Raw genomic sequence first — 16,642 nt, 5'->3', positions numbered from 1 at the left:
ATGCGCGATGTCAGTTTGTCGATCCCGATTACGCACGACACTGCCTGACAATGATCGACTTATTGAAGATGGATCAAATGGACGCCGTCATTTCAAAGACGAGCGGCGGACTATCCCCTGAATCGTGTCGGCCTGCGAAAAGCTGATACCCATATCTAGCGCGAGCTTGAAGAAATTATCCGCCGCCTTGTGCTTTTGGATGTGATGGGCGCGAGCAATCTTGATTGCCTTCTTACCAAGATCGATTCCGTCGCTGCCGCTGATCCATTCCGGCTTGCTGATCTCTTTCTCGAATTCGAGAATGGCGCTGTCCGACAACTCGGGTCCAAATAAGAAATAACGCAGGTACTGTTTAAAGTTTGGATGCTCGTATACTTCATCTCCCTCATTGTGCCGCTCGAAAAGTTCTTGGCGTGATCCCTTGGTTTGGCCCGTCTTGTAGTCCGGATCAGTGAAGTATCGAATTCTGTGCTCCGGAATTGCGCCGCGCTCGGTGAGCGAGCGCAGCAGCGCTACGATCGGCTTGCGGTTGCTTTGATAAACGGCGTGGCCGTCTGTCCCGGGCGGCAGTTGATCGCGAAGGTCAATTTGCGCCAAGAGTGCCGCTTCGTCCTCGGTTAGGGCGATGTGATATTTTTCCATGTCGACCTCGCCTGTTCAAAAGAGACCCGGGGAAATTCCTGGGGGTCAAATTGACGGTAGCGTCATTTTGTTTTGAAGCGTTTGTCGGGCGGCCATCAAACTGCTTCAGAAGTTCGCCCATTCGCCCCTTGTCAGGTCTGGAGCGCAGGCGGCCTCGCCATTTGTCACAGAGTTGGCGGGGCCGCCAGCCGTCCGGACAGCGGCTTGGCGGCTATTAGCGCACTGACCATGGCCATGCCGATGACGATTGCGGTTTTTGGCTTGCGGCCGCGCCTGGAGTTGGCGTGGGCTTGTGCGTCTGGGCGACATTGGTCGACCGCCGCGGACGCGGCACTGGTATTTCGGGCATCACTTGTGGCTCTTCGGGGCTCGCCTTTGGCTCTTCAGGCATCACCTTTGGCTCTGAAGCGTTGGCGGTGACGCGGGCCAGTTGGTCCTGGCTTGCGTTGAGCCGCTCGGTGACCGTCTCGCTTTCGCGCGCCATCTGTATCTGGGTCGCCTTGATCTGGTCGATGATATTGTTGTTGCGTGCCATTTCTGCCTGGCTCGCCTTGAGTTGGCTCGCAACATTTTCATTGTCGCGGACCAATTGTTCTTGCCTCACCTCGAGCTGTTCGACCGCTTGCCTCAAGGCAGCAAGATCGCGCGCCATCGGTTGGAGCTGCTGCACGAAGTCGGACGACAGGGCGACCGCAGTCGGCGCGAGATTAGCCGGTGCGGCGTCTTTCGGCGCGGCCTTTGTCAGAGGTGCTGGGTCTGAGGGGGCCATCGTCTCCGTATGACCAGAGGACGACCACCACCAGGCAGCGACACCAATGGATGCCGCCAACAGAGAACCGACGCAGGCCAAGTAGCGCCAATCCGCCAATCCATGAATTGTTGTCGGCGGAGCGCCCAACGTCTTCATGCTGGCCGGCGGGTCCGAAGGATTGACTTCCACTTCGCGCGCCAGGTTCGAAAGCTGCTCCTCCAAGCTCGCGAACTGGCCTTCCGCGAGTTTGTCGTCCAGCGTGAAATCCATTTAGGTGCTCCGTATGCTCTGTATCAAACGCAATGTCACCCGCCTGAAAGCGATCCGCGCAGCTGCGTTGATGAGCATGTAGCTGCACGTCACATCGTCTTTTTTATGAACTCACCCCTGAACTGTCCCCGGGTCTTTAGCCAGCTAGCGAGGCGAAACCATGTTCACGGCCGCCGCTGCGCTTCCGGACTAGCAGGGGATGGGGGCTTTGAAGCCCGGAGGCCGCTCCATCCTACACTCGACCGCCGAAAATGATGACGGCCCGAAAGAGGGCATCCCTTCGGAGTGTGGTCCAATATGGCCGTGCGGCCCGGCTTTATGACTCGGTTGCGCATGGAGCTCCGCTCTTGCACGCGACTTTTAAGTCTGCACCATCCACTTGAATGATCGAGTACCGGAACGTCAAAGCCGCGATAGCGTGGTCATCTCAGTTCCAGAATTAACCCGCAGCGCGCGCATCAAGCTTAACCCGCGAGTTCGGTTGCGAGGTGCGCGCCAGGAGCTAGGGTGATCGCGCCGGACATTTCCCCAGGTCCGGACCCACCATGGCAAAGCCGTCGGGCCAATATATTCGGCGCGGCGGCTTTGTTCCTGATCCGAGACGCTCGAGGTGAGTGCGAAGAAATCCCAGCCGCTCGACTTGCTTCAGGTGCGCCAGCAATTGACGGCACTGCGCAATCAGTATTCGGATGATCGCCAGGTTTCCACGAAGCTGAACAATATTATTGTCGAAATAGCTTATCTGAACGAGCCAAGAAACAAAGAGCACCAGGAGCGGCTTCGAGCGAAGATCTCCAAAGCTCTGACGGACATCGAGAAAATTACCAAAACCCGTCATCTGATCTAAAGCAATAAGCCAACGAACGCGTCGGCCGGTTCGTCGTTATGCGACATCGCCATTTTGCAGTGTGCGCTGGCGGCGTATAGCGGCACGAGAGACCGTCCTTATTCGCTCGTCTGTTCCGGCACGCCCAGGAACTCCAGCGCAGTATCCACCTGTTCAAGTTGACGTTGGATATAGCTTCGCTGATCGGCATCTTCGGCCTCTTCAAGTTGCTTGAGGAGCTTTTCCTTTCGAGCAAGCAAGTTCGTTATAGCTGTCGTCACTCCGCTTTCTCCGCTCCTTGCTAGATGCGCCGCTGAGATGAAAAGGGGCCGCAGGATCTTTCTGAGTCTCCTGCGGCCTTTATTTTCCGGGAAAATTGACTGCTACGGAATGATCACTTCCAGCCCCGGCTGACAGGAAGACTTCCAGAATTTGGCGGGCACGTTGACTCCCAAGATAGTGTTCCGCCACGGAACATGCGGGAGTGTGGCGCTGACGCGACAATGAGTGCACGTTGGCAGGAATATAAACGGCCGCGACCGGAAAGAGTGGCTTCGCTCTAACCTCGACACCTTCCTAATGCGCGCAGATCAATTGATCCCAGTAACCAGAGAGCCGATGTAGCGGGTTGCTGGTAATTTTCTTGTTGTCGTCACTGGCCCGCCTCGAAGCGGCTCGAATCTCAGATCACCCCACCCGGCAGTTGCTTCAGCGCTGCTGCCGCGCACGACGTGGGGGACTTCTGATGATATATCTCTTGCTATTCCCGTGCTTGTTATTGGCCATGGCCCTTGCCGTTGCGCTGTATGCCAGTGCGACGATCGCCCGACCAATGCACGACAGAATGGATCGAGATTCGATTCTGGCCGCCGCGAGAACCGGATTGCACCTCCGGGAAGATAAACCAAAGGACGACTCTCGCTCAGTCGCCAGTTTCTCCTAAGCGTGTCGGGATCTTCCTGCTTGAGCCGCGGCGATCTGGTGATGCTGACAGAGGACGGCGTGCGCTGGATGGCGGCTAATCCAAAGCTTCACGCGCGCTGGAGACATCGCCGCGGCATCATCGAAAGCAATTCTAGGGGCGACTGGCATCGCGTGCGTTGGGACGGTAACAAATCGGCTACAGAGGCGATACCGGCCAAGTTCCTGCTACTAAGACCGCTGCAGGCGTCACGAGAGACGTCCAATGAAAGTTTTGGGACAAACTGTGGGCTGACCGCGGAAGGCCCCTGAGTAAGCGCTGTTGTCGGTATTTTCCCGGAGCCGCCGCAACGGTCGAATCAGTCTACGTTTGGGCCGTGACAAGAATGCGATGCAGCATCAAATTTTGGCTGGCTGAGCGCGCCTTCTGAGCGGCCCAGCGCGGATGGGGAGGCAGATGGTCATGGCAGCAGCTCTGCAGATCAACTTCGCGCTTTGGGGAATGATCGTCTGCGGCGTCATTAAAGCCGCGCAACTCGCCCACTATTTCTAGGCTATCAGCCAGATCACCAATGCTGCTCCGCCCCAGATCAGGCCACCGATCCAGGCGGTCGTGACAACGCCAGCCGTAGCAAGGAATGCCACGCCGAGCAGGTCGGTGCCTCGACGCGACCCTGGCATCAGGCGGCGCGCTCCGATGCCGCTGGGAGGATAGTCTCCAGTTGCTTTTGCAGGGTGGCGACGGTCGTCTGCAGGTTGTCGCGACGTTCTCGCAAGGTCAGAGCCAGCATCGGGTATGAGTGGCTGGCGGGGTTGAAAACACGCGACTTGCGCTCCTCCTCCTCAATATCAGCATCGAGGAGTTGAACGCGCCATCGCAGGTCGGAGATCAGCGCATGGAGCTTGGTTGGTGCGGTCGCGTCGAAACGGGGCATCGGTTGCATCGGCTCGCCTCAATATGAAACAGGCCCACCTTGGGTCTGACGGATTGGGCATTGCAGAGCAAGAGGAGTGCCAGTCCGCGCGCGAGGCGATCTCGTCAGTGCTTTCGCTCCAGGTCTCTGAGGAGCACATGGAGGAAGTCGCTGGCATGGTCATAACGTGCGTTGCCATCGGTGATCTGGCGGGTTCGTGGGGCTATTGCGCCCCCAATGGTTTCGGGACCGAGTAGCTCGGCGCAATCCGACCACTGCTCAAGTAAACTGTCCGGAATATCTTCGGTTGATCCGAACAGCTTCAAGAGACCATGTTCGCCATCGTGCTTTTTGTCGTGATGGGCCTTTGCTGCGTAGAAAGCAAACAAGCTCCGGAAGGCATCACGGGATACGGCTGGTTTCGCCATCGCAATGTTCCCCAAAATATTTTTAAGCAAGCTGCTTTTCGATGAGGACGTCTCCGCTGCCGGTCACTCCAGAATCCAATTTGCAAAAAGCCAGCAGACACGACCCAAGAACCAAATCCACGTTCCCGTCACGAGAAACAAACCAGATAGAAGGACGGACTCGAGCAAGCGATCGGGGCCGGGGCTCACTTCGCGGGGGACGTGGGACGCTACAGGAACAGTTTCCGACATGGGCAAAACCTCGAGTACGCAAAGGTTTTGTCTCGGGAAAATGTGGCAAACTTCACGCCCGGGCGATAACCTAAGTTAAACGACTTGTCATTTTCTGAGCCCGACTGATGCTCGCGTGGGCTTCTATCGGCGCTATGGAGCTTTGTCCTGCTCAGCTTGCGCGAGTGCCTTCGCCTGTTCCTCACCGGCGAGCCTTTCAAAATCCGCGTCCCGTTCTTTAGTTACGTAAGGACCGTGAAGTACGTCTCGACGCCATTCGACGAACATTCTCAAAACAAGAAGGAACCCTGAAACTAAAAACAGAACCGTAAGGATATCGAGGATCATTCCAAGCCCCCCGATGTGTTTTAGGCCTCAACCAATCACTTCACACTCTTCGCCTTCACGATCTCGGTCGGCCGGCGCGGCTTCTTTAGCACCCCATTCTCGATGAATATGCGAAGGGCTTCGGATCGGGTCATGCCGCTTTCCTCGGCCCATTTCTCCAGCTCATCGATTAGGCCCCGTGGCACGCGGGCCGTCAGAACAGGATCTTTGCCCGTTGCCGGGCGCCCCGATCCGGGCCGCGGCCCGCCGTGTTTTTTTTTAGGTGTTGCCTCTTTCATGTTCCTGTAATACCGTTTCCAAGCTTGAAAGACAAGCGGCCCGCCGCGGTGCTGAAGACACGCGCGACGGGCCTGGCCCAAACCACGAGGTGATTCATGGCTCAGGTTGATTCTGAGAATAGCATAACTTTGTCTGGCATTTCGTCGCGGCGCAGCTTCCTCTCACGAGCTGCGGCAGCCGGCATAGGAGCCGCAGCGATGCTGCCAGTCCTGCCTTGCTTGCGTTTTCAGGGAAAACGTGGGAGCCGCCACAACATCCTGTCGGCCGGTGTGGCCTTCGAAGTCGCGCGGTTGGGCACAGCCGGATGGATCGCCGCGTGACCGCGTAGAAGCCTACTAATCCAGCGAGCACTTGAGAGCCTGCCGGTCTTGGGCACAGCTTCGTGCCATCGACTGAGCAATCGCCTTTTAGGCCTCGGGTTCTTCCTGAGGCCGCTTTTTCCGGTGATCGCCGGTTCACCGGGCCATTCTTTCGTGGAAAAAACCCGCGACAAGCCCCTTCGGAGGCTGGGCTCGCGCGCCATGATGTAAGTTCCCGTGCAAATCCCTAATGATTCGGGGGTGCCGTGGGTACTTTGCTACTTTTGCTCGCGGCGTGCGTTGTTGGTGTTCTCCTCCTACTCGCATTCCGCCGATAGGACCGACAGCGGACGCAACAGTTGCCTTGAAACCTCACCCCAGTCGCCGAATTAACTTTTCGGGCGGGTTGTTTTTGACTGTGCGCGGTTGATCGCGTTCAACTCCATGGCTGGAGACGAACGTGATCACTTGGCTGCTAGTAATCGTAATCGCGGTCAGCGTTGCAATCCTGATTGCCCACGCGATTGACGCGCTACGTTCCTGAAGCTCAGCGCAGCGGCGCGAGCTACTGCCTGTCGTGCCCGTGGCACTCGCATCAGGCGGCCGGTTCACGCTGGCGGGCAAGACGTTGCTAAAAGCGATTCTTGCGATCGGTGCCCGCCGACCGCCAATATCATCGTCAAAACTCCTGCCGGCTCCGTGGGTTTTCTTTTGCGTCCGATGTGCGCCGGTAGTCACCCGGAGATGTAAGCGCCAGCCGATGGGACTACGGTCCTCACTTTTGGCAGACTATGGCGCGCGGCGATGACACGGAGGGTGCACCAACCCTCATCTGCATAAGATGTCGGCGGCCCTTAGATTATCTCGCGATGCTGCCGGAGATTTCAAAGCTGCCCGCTGTCTACGTCTACAGGTGCATACGTTGCGGGAGAATTGAAAATGTCATTGTAAAGTAAAAGGCCGCCCTCGGTGGGCGCCCCTGCGCCTCCCCGACGCAGGGGCCGTTTTTATCGGAACGATACGAAAATTACACCGTTGGCAATCACCGGAGGTGTTCCAGCCTGTTGGAGACGACTGTGCTCGCTCCAGATCATGTCCTGCGTGATTGCCCGAACTGCCATGCTTGGCCGATGCCCGCCAACTTCATCCGCACGAGCTGGCCAAGCCAGTCGCCCCAAATTCAGTTTCGCTGCGCAAGATGTGGCCATGAAGAGACCGCGCGGGTCGACAGCACAGGCGATCTGAAACCGGTTGAGAAGCGGGGCCGGAGATGGTCACCTGAGATTTTTCGGTGACACAGCAATCGAAGCAGGTTGGCACCGAACTTGGCACCCAACACCGTGGTACAGGTCAGTATTGGGCGGCATGTAGATGCAGCCTGCGGCCGGCAAACGCCAATGAAATGAGACGCTTTAGTACGATCCGTTACCGCCTGATACGTCCGAAACAACATTTCAAGACCGGTGCCTTAAACCACTCGGCCACCCTTCCAAGTTCGGAATTGCTGTCGCTTAACGCAGTCGACGGCGCATGGCAACGCGAAGTTGGCGCCCGCCCCTTCCCCGACATCGGATCTGTCAGGCGAGCGTCAGCCTGTTCCCTTACCCTATGCCCTCTCGGCGATCCCGGACACTGGCGACATCTCCCAGGGCGTCGCCGGTTGCGAGGCCCGGTTTGGAGTCGCCTCCGTTTCCGGGCCTCGTTTGCTGGCTGCAAAGAAAAGCGGCGCCCCCGTTGGGAGCGCCGCTTGAATTCCTCGTAAGCTAGCTTGGCTCAGTACCCGCAGGAGGCACAGTTCATCTGCACCGGGGCGTAATAGGAATAGCCCGGCTGGACCATCTCGACGCGCTGGCGCGTGGCGTATTGCGGCGGGATGCGCTCGTACTGGACGCTCGGCGGCGCCACCATCACGGTCTGCGGCACCATCACGGTGCGGTACTGCGCCGGTGCGCGGTGCGCCACGACGGAGCCGGGCGACACCATCACGGTCTCGTCGACGGTGCGGTATTGCGGCTGCACGTATTGCTGCTGGTAGCAGGTCGTGCACGGCGGCGGCGTGTAGCAATTGTAGCAGCCGGCGGAAGCCGCGCCGGTCATTGAAATCGCAGCGACGACTGTTGAGAAAACGACAGCGAGAGTGCGAGACATTATTGTGGTGCCCCAATTGCCCGAAACGGATTTGCGAAGATCGATGGCAGTATACGCCGCAAAATTCTGAGCTGCCGAAGTTCATCGGGGCATCCTTAATGCAAACGGCCGGCTCGCGCCCGCCGTTCAGAACTTGTTGACCATGCGCGATGCGTGATGCTTGCGATCACACCCGCACGTGACGCACTTACTTCGGGCGCCGCTTCACCTCGCGCACCGCGCCGCGCGCGGCGCTGGTGGTGAGCGCGGCGTAGGCCTGAAGCGCGGTCGAGACGTTGCGCTTGCGGCCGATCGCCTGCCATGCGGCATCGCCCTTCGCCTCTTCCGCGGCGCGGCGCCTGGCGAGCTCCTCGTCGGAGACCTCCAGCGTGATGCTGCGGTTCGGGATGTCGATGGCGATGCGATCGCCGGTCCTGACCAGACCGATGTTGCCGCCTTCGGCCGCTTCCGGCGACAGATGGCCGATCGACAGGCCCGACGAGCCGCCCGAGAAGCGTCCGTCGGTGACGAGCGCGCAGGCTTTGCCGAGGCCCATCGATTTCAGATAGCTGGTCGGATACAGCATCTCCTGCATGCCGGGACCGCCGCGCGGGCCTTCATAGATGATCACCACGACCTCGCCGGCAACGACCTTGCCGCCCAGAATGCCTTCCACGGCGGCGTCCTGGCTTTCGAATACGCGGGCGGGGCCGGAGAATATCAGGATCGAGGCGTCGACGCCGGCGGTCTTCACAATGCAGCCGTCCTGCGCGAGATTGCCGTAGAGCACGGCGAGGCCGCCGTCCTTGCTGAAGGCGTGCTCGAGGTTGCGGACCACGCCCTTCTCGCGGTCGGTATCGAGCTCGTCGTAGCGGCGCTCCTGGCTGAAGGCGACCTGGGTCGGGATGCCGCCGGGCGACGCCCGGAAGAAGGTGCGGACAGACTCGCTCCTGGAGCGCTTGATGTCCCAGCGCTCCAGCGCGTCGCCCATGTTCGGCGCGTGCACGGTCGAGACCGACGTGTCAATCAGGCCGGCGCGGTCGAGCTCGCCCAGGATGCCCATGATGCCGCCGGCGCGATGCACGTCCTCGACATGCACGTCGGCGACCGACGGCGCGACCTTGCAAAGGACAGGCACGCGGCGCGATAGCCGGTCGATGTCGCGCATGGTGAACTCGACCTCGCCTTCGTGGGCGGCCGCGAGCAGATGCAGCACCGTGTTGGTCGAGCCGCCCATCGCGATGTCCAGCGTCATCGCGTTCTCGAACGCCTTGAAGTTCGCGACATTGCGCGGCAGCACGCTAGCGTCGTCCTGCTCGTAGTGGCGGCGCACGATATCGACGATGGTGTGGCCGGCCTCGACGAACAGGCGTTTGCGATCGGCGTGGGTTGCGACCACCGTGCCGTTGCCGGGGAGCGCAAGGCCAAGGGCTTCCGTGAGGCAGTTCATCGAATTGGCCGTGAACATGCCCGAGCACGAGCCGCAGGTCGGGCACGCCGAGCGCTCGATCACCTTGACGTCCTCGTCGCTGACCTTGGAATCGGCGGCTGCGACCATGGCATCGATCAGGTCGACCGCCTTGGTCTTGCCCTGCAGGGTGACCTTGCCTGCCTCCATCGGTCCGCCCGAGACGAACACGGCAGGGATGTTGAGCCGCAGCGCCGCCATCAGCATGCCGGGGGTGATCTTGTCGCAGTTGGAGATGCAGACCATGCCGTCGGCGCAATGGGCATTGACCATGTACTCGACGCTGTCGGCGATCAGCTCGCGCGACGGCAGGCTGTAGAGCATGCCGTCATGGCCCATGGCGATGCCGTCGTCGACCGCGATGGTGTTGAACTCTTTCGCCACGCCGCCGGCCTGCTCGATCTCGCGGGCGACGAGCTGGCCGAGGTCCTTGAGATGGACGTGGCCGGGCACGAACTGGGTGAAGGAGTTGACGACCGCGATGATCGGCTTGCCGAAATCGCCGTCCTTCATGCCGGTCGCGCGCCAGAGGCCGCGGGCGCCCGCCATGTTGCGGCCGTGGGTGGTGGTGCGGGAGCGATAGGCTGGCATGGCGGTTTCCGTCCTCGGGTTTGGCTGGCCGGGCGCGGCAAAATTTCGAAGCCGCCTCAGGCCTTTCCGGCCGGATAGCGCACGGGGGGAACGCGCGCAACGGGAACTTGGGCCGGACAGGGCTCCCCTGCTCCCGGCGCGTGGGCACCGGCGGATCTGCGCCGTCATGCCCGGGCTTGTCCCGGGCATCCACGTTCTTGATGCGGAAAGGTCGTGGATGGCCGGGACAAGCCCGGCCATGACGGAATTATTGCAGTTCGGGATCGAGCCGGTCGGCGATCACGGAGACCGGCAGCGTGGTCACGACGATGGTGGTCGCCGGTGCCGGCATGATGAGGGCCACATGCGCTCGCGCGCTTGCATTGGTTTCAGGCAACCGCGCGTGCAGGCGCATGCGCCGCGAAAATTCAAGCGCGATGAAATCCGTAGTGATCCGGAATGGAATCCTATTCCGATGTCGCGTACATCGCGGTACATCGATCGGCGGCCTTCCAAGGGCATCACCCTCTGATCGCGCACCACGGGGTTGGGGGACCACATGGGGCGGGGGGATCAAAGGCTGGGGCAAGGTTACGAGGTCCGGACTCCTAGGCACTCCGGACCTCGGGACTTTCTAGTTTGAACGTGATTTCGCGCCGCCGGTTTGATCAGCCGTGCGGCGCGAAGTCGTTTTGGCGTCGTTATGCCGACACGGCGCTAGCGTGTCTGCGGCTCGATCGTCACCGTGCAGTCGCCCTGCCCTTGCGTCGCGACCACGATGTTGCCCGCGGGAGCGCCGAGGGCGATCGGCGCGGATGAGCCGCCGCCGGGCATCTGGACAGTCACGCTCAGGGAGTCCGTTCGCGCGGTCGAGCCCACGGTCGAGGGTTCTGCCTGGGCCACATTACCCGAGGCGTCACGCCGCATGATCTGGCAGTTCACATTGCTGCCCCCGGCGGCCGCCATGCTCGATGAGGTGCCGCCGCTCATCTGGGCGCGGGCTCGTGAGGGATCGCGGGGCACCTGGCTGACGATGCGATGCGTCCGCGGCTCCACAATGACGACGTCGTCGCCCGTCGAAAAATATTCGTAGTCCCGATACTCGGGCTCGATCGCGACGATCTCGGGCGGAAGCCTGTGGAGGCGCACGCGCGAGGGAATGGTTTCACCGACCCGGATCGAGATGTTCAGATTACGCTCCGGCTCCGCCAGGCGTGCGCGGCTCACCGTTTCGGAGATCCGCACCTGCTTCTCGGACGTCACCTGGGTCTGCTGATTGGCCTGCGTGTTGGTCTGGGGCGTCTGATTGGCTTGATTGGTCTGCGTGCCTGAAGTGGCAGGCGCGGTCTGCGCATTGTTGGTCGGGGCCGTCCGGTTCGTGTCGGTCGCTGTGGCCGGTCGGTTGTTCTGTTGCGCCGGCTGCTGCTGCTCGGCCGCGTTGCGCGGCGGCTGGGTCTGGTTGCGCTCGTTCTGGTTGGCCGCAGCTCCCGTGCGCTCGTTCTGCTGGCCAGACGTGCCGGACTTGGACTTCTCGGACTCGGCCGTTGATTTCTGCGGCGCGGACTTGTCCTGCTTCGTCTCGGCGCTGTTCTTGCCGTCGCGTCCCGGTTTCGGGCTCTCCGCCTCACGGTTGCGATCGCGCGAAGGCTCACGAGATTCCTGGGCCTGATCCTTCGACTTCGGCTGGCTGCGCTCGGCAGAACTGGCCGGCTGGCGCTTGTCGTCACTCGCGTCCTGCTTGGCAGCGCCGCCCTTCTCCTCGCGGCCCGCACCCTGCAATCGCTCCTGGGCGCCCTGCGCGCGCTCTTGAACCCGTTCTTGGGCGCCGCCGCGTTGCGGCCCGGCACCTTTCGCCGGCTCCTCGGTCCGTCTCGGCTCGTCCCTTCGCTCACCGGGCGCCTGGGCGTAGGCGAAGCCGGAAGCAAGCATCAGTCCGATAGCCGCGGTCGATAACATCAAGTGCTTGCGCATGGTCCCTCTCCTGGAAAATTCGCAACGACAGACGCGAACGTTCTGTGGGTGCGAAGGTTCCTGATCAGGAACGAGGGCTGATCACGCGGGTCTCACATCGGGTCCTTCAGCGTGAGCCGCGCCGTGAATGTCACGCTGGTCTTGCCAACCAGCGCCATGCCTTCGACTTCGGCGCCTTCGGCGGAATAGTCGCCGGAAAAGCCGCAGGTCACTTCCCTGCCGCCGAACGCGAGCGGCTTGCCGACGGCCTCGGTGTGCTGATTGACGGTCATGTCGCCGCGCCATTTCCCGTTCCGGAAGGTGTAGCTGCCGGTGTAGTAGAAATAGCTGTCGCCGCCCATGATGCGGCCATCGCAGAGCACGACGACGCCTTTGGCCTGGCCGCGCTTGCCGTCGCGCATCTCGATCTCAAAGATGTAGAGGCCGTTGAGGACCTTCTGTGGGTTGCCGCCCTGCTCGGGCCCATCGCCGGCCGACATCGCTCATCTCCCGTTCAAACCGGCACATTCCGCTCGAGATCTTCAAGCCACGCCGCAGCGCTCGAATCCGACGGCGCACGCCAGTCGCCGCGCGGCGACAACGAGCCGCCGGCCGAAACCTTGGGTCCGTTCGGCATCGCCGAGCGCTTGAACTGGCTGAAAGCGAAGAAGCGGCGCAAGAACACCTCCAGCCAGCGGCGTATTTCCTTGAGATCGTAGGCCTTGCGCTTGTCGGTCGGAAATGCCGGCGGCCACTCGCCCTGGGCAACGTCTTTCCAGGCCTGCAGCGCCATAAAGGCGATCTTGGACGGCCGCATGCCGAACCGCAGCGTGTAGAACAGGTTGAAATCCTGGAGCTCGTAGGGGCCGACCGAAGCTTCCGTGCTCTGCGGCTTCTCGCCCGGCTCAGCCGGAACCAGCTCCGGCGAGATTTCGGCCGACAGGATCGATCCAAGCGTTTGGTTGACGTCGTCGCTGAACTGCTTGGAAGCAATCACCCAGCGGATCAGATGCTGGATCAGCGTCTTCGGCACTCCGGCATTGACGTTATAGTGCGCCATCTGATCGCCGACGCCGTAGGTGCACCAGCCCAGTGCGAGCTCGGAAAGATCGCCGGTGCCGATCACGAGGCCACCATGATGGTTGGCGAGCCGGAACAGATAGTCCGTGCGCAGGCCCGCCTGCACGTTCTCGAATGTGACGTCGTAGACCTTCTCGCCCTTGCCGAAGGGATGGCCGATGTCCTTCAGCATCTGCGTCGCCGTGGTGCGAATGTCGAGTTCCTGCCAACTCGTCTGCAGCGCCGTCATTAGCCCCAGCGCATTGGTCTTGCTGTCGCTGCCGGTGGCAAAGCCCGGCATGGTGTAGGCGAGAATGTTCTCTCGCGGCAGGCCAAGAAGGTCGACGGCCTTGGCGGCGACGATCAAGGCGTGGGTAGAATCGAGTCCGCCAGAGACGCCGATAACGACGCGCTTGGTACCGGTCGCACGCATGCGCTGGACAAGGCCCGCGACCTGAATGTTGTAGGCCTCATAGCAGTCCTGCTCGAGCAGGCTCTCGTCGCTCGGCACGAACGGAAAGCGCTCGACCTTGCGCAGGAAGCCGATATCGGCGGCCGGGGGCTTCAAGGCGAAGCCGACTTTTCGGAAGAAGGCTTCGCGCTGCCGGCGATTGTCATCGAACGTACCCATCAGCGCGCGTTCCTGCCTGAGCAGGTCGAGATCGACGTCGGCCAGCGTGATCTGGCCGTCCTGCCGGAACCGCTCGCCCTCGGCCAGCAGCACGCCGTTCTCGTAGATCGAGGTCTGGCCGTCCCAGGCCAAATCCGTGGTCGATTCCCCTGCCCCTGCGGCGGAATAGACGTAAGCCGCGAGGCAGCGGGCTGAAGTCGATTGGCACAAGAGCGCGCGCGAGCGGGCGCGGCCGATCGTGATCGGGCTGCCCGAGAGATTGATCAGCACGCTCGCACCCGCGAGCGCGAGCTCGGAGGCCGGCGTCACCGGGATCCACATGTCCTCGCAGATCTCGACACCGATGGTCAGGCCCGGAACGTCCTCGGCTGCGAACAGGAGGTCGACGCCGAACGGGGCATGCAGCCCGCCAAAGGCGACCATCTCTCCGACGATGCCGGCGCCGGAGGCGAAATGCCGCCCCTCGTAGAATTCGCGATAGGTCGGCAGGTAGCTCTTGGGCACCACGCCGAGGATCTTGCCGCGATGGATGAGGACCGCGCAATTGTAGATCCGATTGCCAAAGCGCAGCGGCGCGCCAACGATCAGGACGGTCATCAGGGACGAGGATGCCTCGACGACGGCCACAAGCCCGCGCTCGACCGCATCGAGCAGCGGATCCTGCTTCACGAGATCTTCGATTGCATAGCCGGACAGGCAGAGTTCGGGAAACACGGCAACTGCCACCGACTGCGCGTGGCAGTCCTTCGCCGCCGCCAGAACCGCAGCTGCGTTGGCCGTCGGATCAGCCACATGAGAGGTGGTGACGCAGGCCGCCACGCGCGCAAATCCGTGGGCATAGATCGAGTGGAAACTCATCGAGCAAAGTCCCTTTGTCTCGTCGCGACCGGCCTCCGCCAGCTCTGGACTCCATTTAACCCATCGACATGGCCCCGTGCAGGTCATTCAACGGCATGCATAACGGATTTGCAGCTTCGCTGCCCGGCCGTGCCCTTGAGGCAGTCTCAGGCTCTGCGCGCCAGCATGCCGGGCAGATCGTCGCGCAGCCACTCGGCGATCCGGGGCCAGTCATGGGCGTGGGTCCGCGCGCCCATGAACAGGCCAAGATGGTTGCTGGGCTGGGAGGCCGCCGCAATGAAGGCCGGCGGTGTGCCGAGCAAGCCGGCGGTGGCGAGCGCCTGCGCAGCCGGCACGACGTCGTCATCGAGTCCGGCCAAAAGGAAGACCGGCGCCTTCACGTCCTTCAGATCAATCCCGCGGCCGAGTGCCGTGAACTGGCCGCGCGCGATCCGGTTCTCCCGGAAAATCCAGTTGACGATCTCGAGATAATAGGTGCCGGGCAGATTGAGGGGCTCGGCATTCCAGCGCTCGAAGCGCGCCAGCAGCGCCGCACCGTCCTCGCCGGAGAGGTCGCTCTGCAGCGCCGTCGCGATGTCGTCGCGGCTCGGTGCCTTCGACCAGACCCGCAGCATCTCTTCGCCGCTGACATTGCCGCCGCCGCGGGCGACGAGCTGGTCGTAGACCATCTCCGGCGCGTTGCGGGCGAGCTGCGACAGCCTGGAGTCAATGGAGAGGTCGACGGGCGCGCCAGCCAGTACCAGCCGCCGCACCTTGGCGGGAAAGCGCGCCGCATAGAGCAGCGAGAGCCAGCCACCCTGGCACAGGCCGACGAGATCGACCGGCGCGCCGATTTCGTCGATGGCGACGTTGAGATCACCGAGATAGCTGTCGATCGAGAGATAGCGCATGTCGGGTGCGGCCGAGCGCCAGTCGGTGAGATAGACCCGGTCGATGCCGCCATTTTGCAGGGACTGCACAACGCTGTGGCCGGGCGCGAAGTCGGCGATCAGGGCCCGGTGCAGCGCATAGGGCGCGCAGACCAGTGCCGGCTGGCCGGCCCCCGTCCGCGCGCAATTACGCAGGCGCATGGTCGCAAGCTCCAGCGCGACGGAGTTGGGCGTGGTCCAAGGCAGGCTGCTGTCGGCCAGCTCCGACGGGCCGCGCTCGAGCCATCCAAAGCAGGCGTCCATGGCAATCCGCGCCGCAGCGAACGGCCACAGCAGCGGGTCATCCGGGACCGGCTCCGATGCGCGCAGCTGTTTGCCGGTCTTCTCCGCCATGGCTATCCCACGGTCCTCACAGGAAGGCCTCGAAGCTGACGAGCGAAATACCGCGCTCGCGAAAACTCTGATGGGTCGCGGCCACCGAGCCGTCGAGATCGATGCCGCGGCAGGCGTCCTCGATGACGGCGACCTCGAACCCGGCCTTGCGGGCATCGTCCGCCGAGAAGCGAACGCAGAAGTCGAACGCGAGGCCGGCGACGAAGACGGTGTTCAACTCGCGTTCGCGCAAATATCCGAGCAGGCCGGTCGGCGTTGTCCTGTCGTTCTCGAACAGCGCCGAATAGGAATCGATGCCGCGCCGAAATCCCTTCCGCACCACCAGATTTGCGCGGGTGACGTCGAGATCGCGATGAAATTCGGCGCCTGCGGTGCCCTGCACGCAATGGCTCGGCCACAGCACCTGGACGCCGTAGTCGAGCACGATGGTCTGGAACGGCTGTTTGCCCGCATGGTTCGGCGCAAAGGAGACATGATCGCGGGGATGCCAGTCCTGGGTCAGCACCACATTGGCGAATTTTTGGGCGATCCGATTGATGGCGGGGACGACCTTCTCGCCGCCGGGCACGGCGAGCGCCCCGCCCGTGCAAAAATCGTTCTGCACGTCGATGACCAGCAGCACGTCGCGGTCGGAAATCTTCATCGCAAGGTCCATTCCAGGCCATCCGCGCGAGCGGCGCCGAAGGCACGTCTGCAGTGTCGATCTTCCCGGGCTGCTTCGCAACCAACGAGAAGGTGCGGCGATCTGCGCGAATGCGCCCCGTCGGTCCCGGGATGCAACGGTTTGGGCTGATGCGTGTTGACTAGATCCACCCGGGGACGGATTCTG

17 protein-coding genes are annotated in these 16,642 nt (G+C 62.0%); 2 read left to right on the top strand and 15 right to left on the bottom strand.

All coding sequences use genetic code 11. The features are described from left to right. Positions 1-87: 87 nt before the first annotated feature. Together RX329_RS22655 and RX329_RS22650 are read right to left on the bottom strand one after the other, a co-directional pair. The gene (locus tag RX329_RS22655; RefSeq protein ID WP_317244274.1) at positions 88-642 is read right to left on the bottom strand and encodes a hypothetical protein; all 555 of its coding nucleotides are present in this window, start codon (positions 640-642) and stop codon (positions 88-90) included. A gap of 214 nt (positions 643-856) precedes the next feature. After that, complete coding sequence (locus RX329_RS22650; protein ID WP_317244273.1) at positions 857-1,663, bottom strand: hypothetical protein; 807 nt, start codon at positions 1,661-1,663, stop codon at positions 857-859. 610 nt (positions 1,664-2,273) lie between these two features. Between RX329_RS22650 and RX329_RS22645 the strand changes: the two genes are divergently transcribed. Beyond that, complete coding sequence (locus RX329_RS22645; protein WP_317244272.1) at positions 2,274-2,510, top strand: hypothetical protein; 237 nt, start codon at positions 2,274-2,276, stop codon at positions 2,508-2,510. Between the two features lie 98 nt (positions 2,511-2,608). On the opposite strand, the gene RX329_RS22640 is transcribed toward RX329_RS22645, so the two are convergent. The 6 genes from RX329_RS22640 to RX329_RS22615 all read right to left on the bottom strand — a co-directional run bounded on the left by RX329_RS22640 (position 2,609) and on the right by RX329_RS22615 (position 5,588). After that, positions 2,609-2,770, bottom strand: coding sequence for a hypothetical protein (locus tag RX329_RS22640; protein ID WP_317244271.1), 162 nt, complete (start codon positions 2,768-2,770; stop codon positions 2,609-2,611). A 1,189-nt stretch (positions 2,771-3,959) separates the two neighbouring features. Then, complete coding sequence (locus RX329_RS22635) at positions 3,960-4,091, bottom strand: hypothetical protein (protein ID WP_317244270.1); 132 nt, start codon at positions 4,089-4,091, stop codon at positions 3,960-3,962. Beyond that, positions 4,091-4,345, bottom strand: coding sequence for a hypothetical protein (locus RX329_RS22630; protein WP_317244269.1), 255 nt, complete (start codon positions 4,343-4,345; stop codon positions 4,091-4,093). Before RX329_RS22630 ends, RX329_RS22635 begins: the two co-directional genes overlap by 1 nt. A gap of 104 nt (positions 4,346-4,449) precedes the next feature. Next, a complete protein-coding gene (locus RX329_RS22625) occupies positions 4,450-4,752 on the bottom strand; it encodes a hypothetical protein (protein WP_317244268.1) in 303 nt (100 codons plus the stop codon). Between the two features lie 363 nt (positions 4,753-5,115). Next, the gene (locus tag RX329_RS22620; RefSeq protein WP_317244267.1) at positions 5,116-5,310 is read right to left on the bottom strand and encodes a hypothetical protein; all 195 of its coding nucleotides are present in this window, start codon (positions 5,308-5,310) and stop codon (positions 5,116-5,118) included. A 35-nt stretch (positions 5,311-5,345) separates the two neighbouring features. Continuing rightward, entirely contained in the window at positions 5,346-5,588 is a 243-nt protein-coding gene (locus RX329_RS22615; RefSeq protein WP_317244266.1) for a ribbon-helix-helix protein, CopG family, read from the bottom strand. A gap of 96 nt (positions 5,589-5,684) precedes the next feature. Between RX329_RS22615 and RX329_RS41975 the strand changes: the two genes are divergently transcribed. Beyond that, a complete protein-coding gene (locus tag RX329_RS41975) occupies positions 5,685-5,909 on the top strand; it encodes a twin-arginine translocation signal domain-containing protein (RefSeq protein ID WP_410706038.1) in 225 nt (74 codons plus the stop codon). A gap of 1,752 nt (positions 5,910-7,661) precedes the next feature. On the opposite strand, the gene RX329_RS22610 is transcribed toward RX329_RS41975, so the two are convergent. The 7 genes from RX329_RS22610 to pncA all read right to left on the bottom strand — a co-directional run bounded on the left by RX329_RS22610 (position 7,662) and on the right by pncA (position 16,468). Next, entirely contained in the window at positions 7,662-7,985 is a 324-nt protein-coding gene (locus RX329_RS22610; RefSeq protein WP_085385228.1) for a hypothetical protein, read from the bottom strand. Positions 7,986-8,223: 238 nt separating this feature from the next. Next, positions 8,224-10,074, bottom strand: coding sequence for a dihydroxy-acid dehydratase (gene ilvD, locus RX329_RS22605; protein WP_247296702.1), 1,851 nt, complete (start codon positions 10,072-10,074; stop codon positions 8,224-8,226). 696 nt (positions 10,075-10,770) lie between these two features. Further along, the gene (locus tag RX329_RS22600) at positions 10,771-12,024 is read right to left on the bottom strand and encodes a DUF1236 domain-containing protein (RefSeq protein ID WP_204511244.1); all 1,254 of its coding nucleotides are present in this window, start codon (positions 12,022-12,024) and stop codon (positions 10,771-10,773) included. A gap of 92 nt (positions 12,025-12,116) precedes the next feature. After that, the gene (locus RX329_RS22595; RefSeq protein WP_317244265.1) at positions 12,117-12,503 is read right to left on the bottom strand and encodes a GrlR family regulatory protein; all 387 of its coding nucleotides are present in this window, start codon (positions 12,501-12,503) and stop codon (positions 12,117-12,119) included. Between the two features lie 14 nt (positions 12,504-12,517). After that, on the bottom strand, positions 12,518-14,551 hold the full coding sequence (locus tag RX329_RS22590; RefSeq protein WP_317244264.1) for an NAD(+) synthase: 2,034 nt from the start codon (positions 14,549-14,551) through the stop codon (positions 12,518-12,520). 146 nt (positions 14,552-14,697) lie between these two features. Further along, positions 14,698-15,813, bottom strand: coding sequence for an alpha/beta fold hydrolase (locus RX329_RS22585; protein WP_317244263.1), 1,116 nt, complete (start codon positions 15,811-15,813; stop codon positions 14,698-14,700). Positions 15,814-15,829: 16 nt separating this feature from the next. Next, positions 15,830-16,468 carry a bifunctional nicotinamidase/pyrazinamidase gene (gene pncA, locus RX329_RS22580; protein ID WP_018457894.1) on the bottom strand — a complete coding sequence of 213 codons (639 nt, stop codon included), beginning with the start codon at positions 16,466-16,468 and terminating at the stop codon, positions 15,830-15,832. Positions 16,469-16,642: the final 174 nt, after the last annotated feature.

The sequence above is a fragment of the Bradyrhizobium sp. BWC-3-1 genome, from assembly GCF_032917965.1.
GTDB lineage: Bacteria > Pseudomonadota > Alphaproteobacteria > Rhizobiales > Xanthobacteraceae > Bradyrhizobium > Bradyrhizobium canariense_D.
The sequence above is the reverse complement of the archived record's forward strand: the minus strand, read 5'-3'. Positions and strand labels throughout refer to the sequence as shown.

Bases quoted from the DNA above. Each gene is read 5' to 3' on its own strand.
- RX329_RS22630 (WP_317244269.1), bottom strand. From the start codon at position 4,345: ATGCCCCGTTTCGACGCGACCGCACCAACCAAGCTCCATGCGCTGATC.
- RX329_RS22595 (WP_317244265.1), bottom strand. From the start codon at position 12,503: ATGTCGGCCGGCGATGGGCCCGAGCAGGGCGGCAACCCACAGAAGGTC.
- RX329_RS41975 (WP_410706038.1), top strand. From the start codon at position 5,685: ATGGCTCAGGTTGATTCTGAGAATAGCATAACTTTGTCTGGCATTTCG.
- RX329_RS22600 (WP_204511244.1), bottom strand. From the start codon at position 12,024: ATGCGCAAGCACTTGATGTTATCGACCGCGGCTATCGGACTGATGCTT.
- RX329_RS22650 (WP_317244273.1), bottom strand. From the start codon at position 1,663: ATGGATTTCACGCTGGACGACAAACTCGCGGAAGGCCAGTTCGCGAGC.
- RX329_RS22635 (WP_317244270.1), bottom strand. From the start codon at position 4,091: ATGCCAGGGTCGCGTCGAGGCACCGACCTGCTCGGCGTGGCATTCCTT.
- RX329_RS22655 (WP_317244274.1), bottom strand. From the start codon at position 642: ATGGAAAAATATCACATCGCCCTAACCGAGGACGAAGCGGCACTCTTG.
- RX329_RS22590 (WP_317244264.1), bottom strand. From the start codon at position 14,551: ATGAGTTTCCACTCGATCTATGCCCACGGATTTGCGCGCGTGGCGGCC.
- RX329_RS22585 (WP_317244263.1), bottom strand. From the start codon at position 15,813: ATGGCGGAGAAGACCGGCAAACAGCTGCGCGCATCGGAGCCGGTCCCG.
- RX329_RS22625 (WP_317244268.1), bottom strand. From the start codon at position 4,752: ATGGCGAAACCAGCCGTATCCCGTGATGCCTTCCGGAGCTTGTTTGCT.
- pncA (WP_018457894.1), bottom strand. From the start codon at position 16,468: ATGGACCTTGCGATGAAGATTTCCGACCGCGACGTGCTGCTGGTCATC.
- RX329_RS22620 (WP_317244267.1), bottom strand. From the start codon at position 5,310: ATGATCCTCGATATCCTTACGGTTCTGTTTTTAGTTTCAGGGTTCCTT.
- RX329_RS22610 (WP_085385228.1), bottom strand. From the start codon at position 7,985: ATGACCGGCGCGGCTTCCGCCGGCTGCTACAATTGCTACACGCCGCCG.
- ilvD (WP_247296702.1), bottom strand. From the start codon at position 10,074: ATGCCAGCCTATCGCTCCCGCACCACCACCCACGGCCGCAACATGGCG.
- RX329_RS22615 (WP_317244266.1), bottom strand. From the start codon at position 5,588: ATGAAAGAGGCAACACCTAAAAAAAAACACGGCGGGCCGCGGCCCGGA.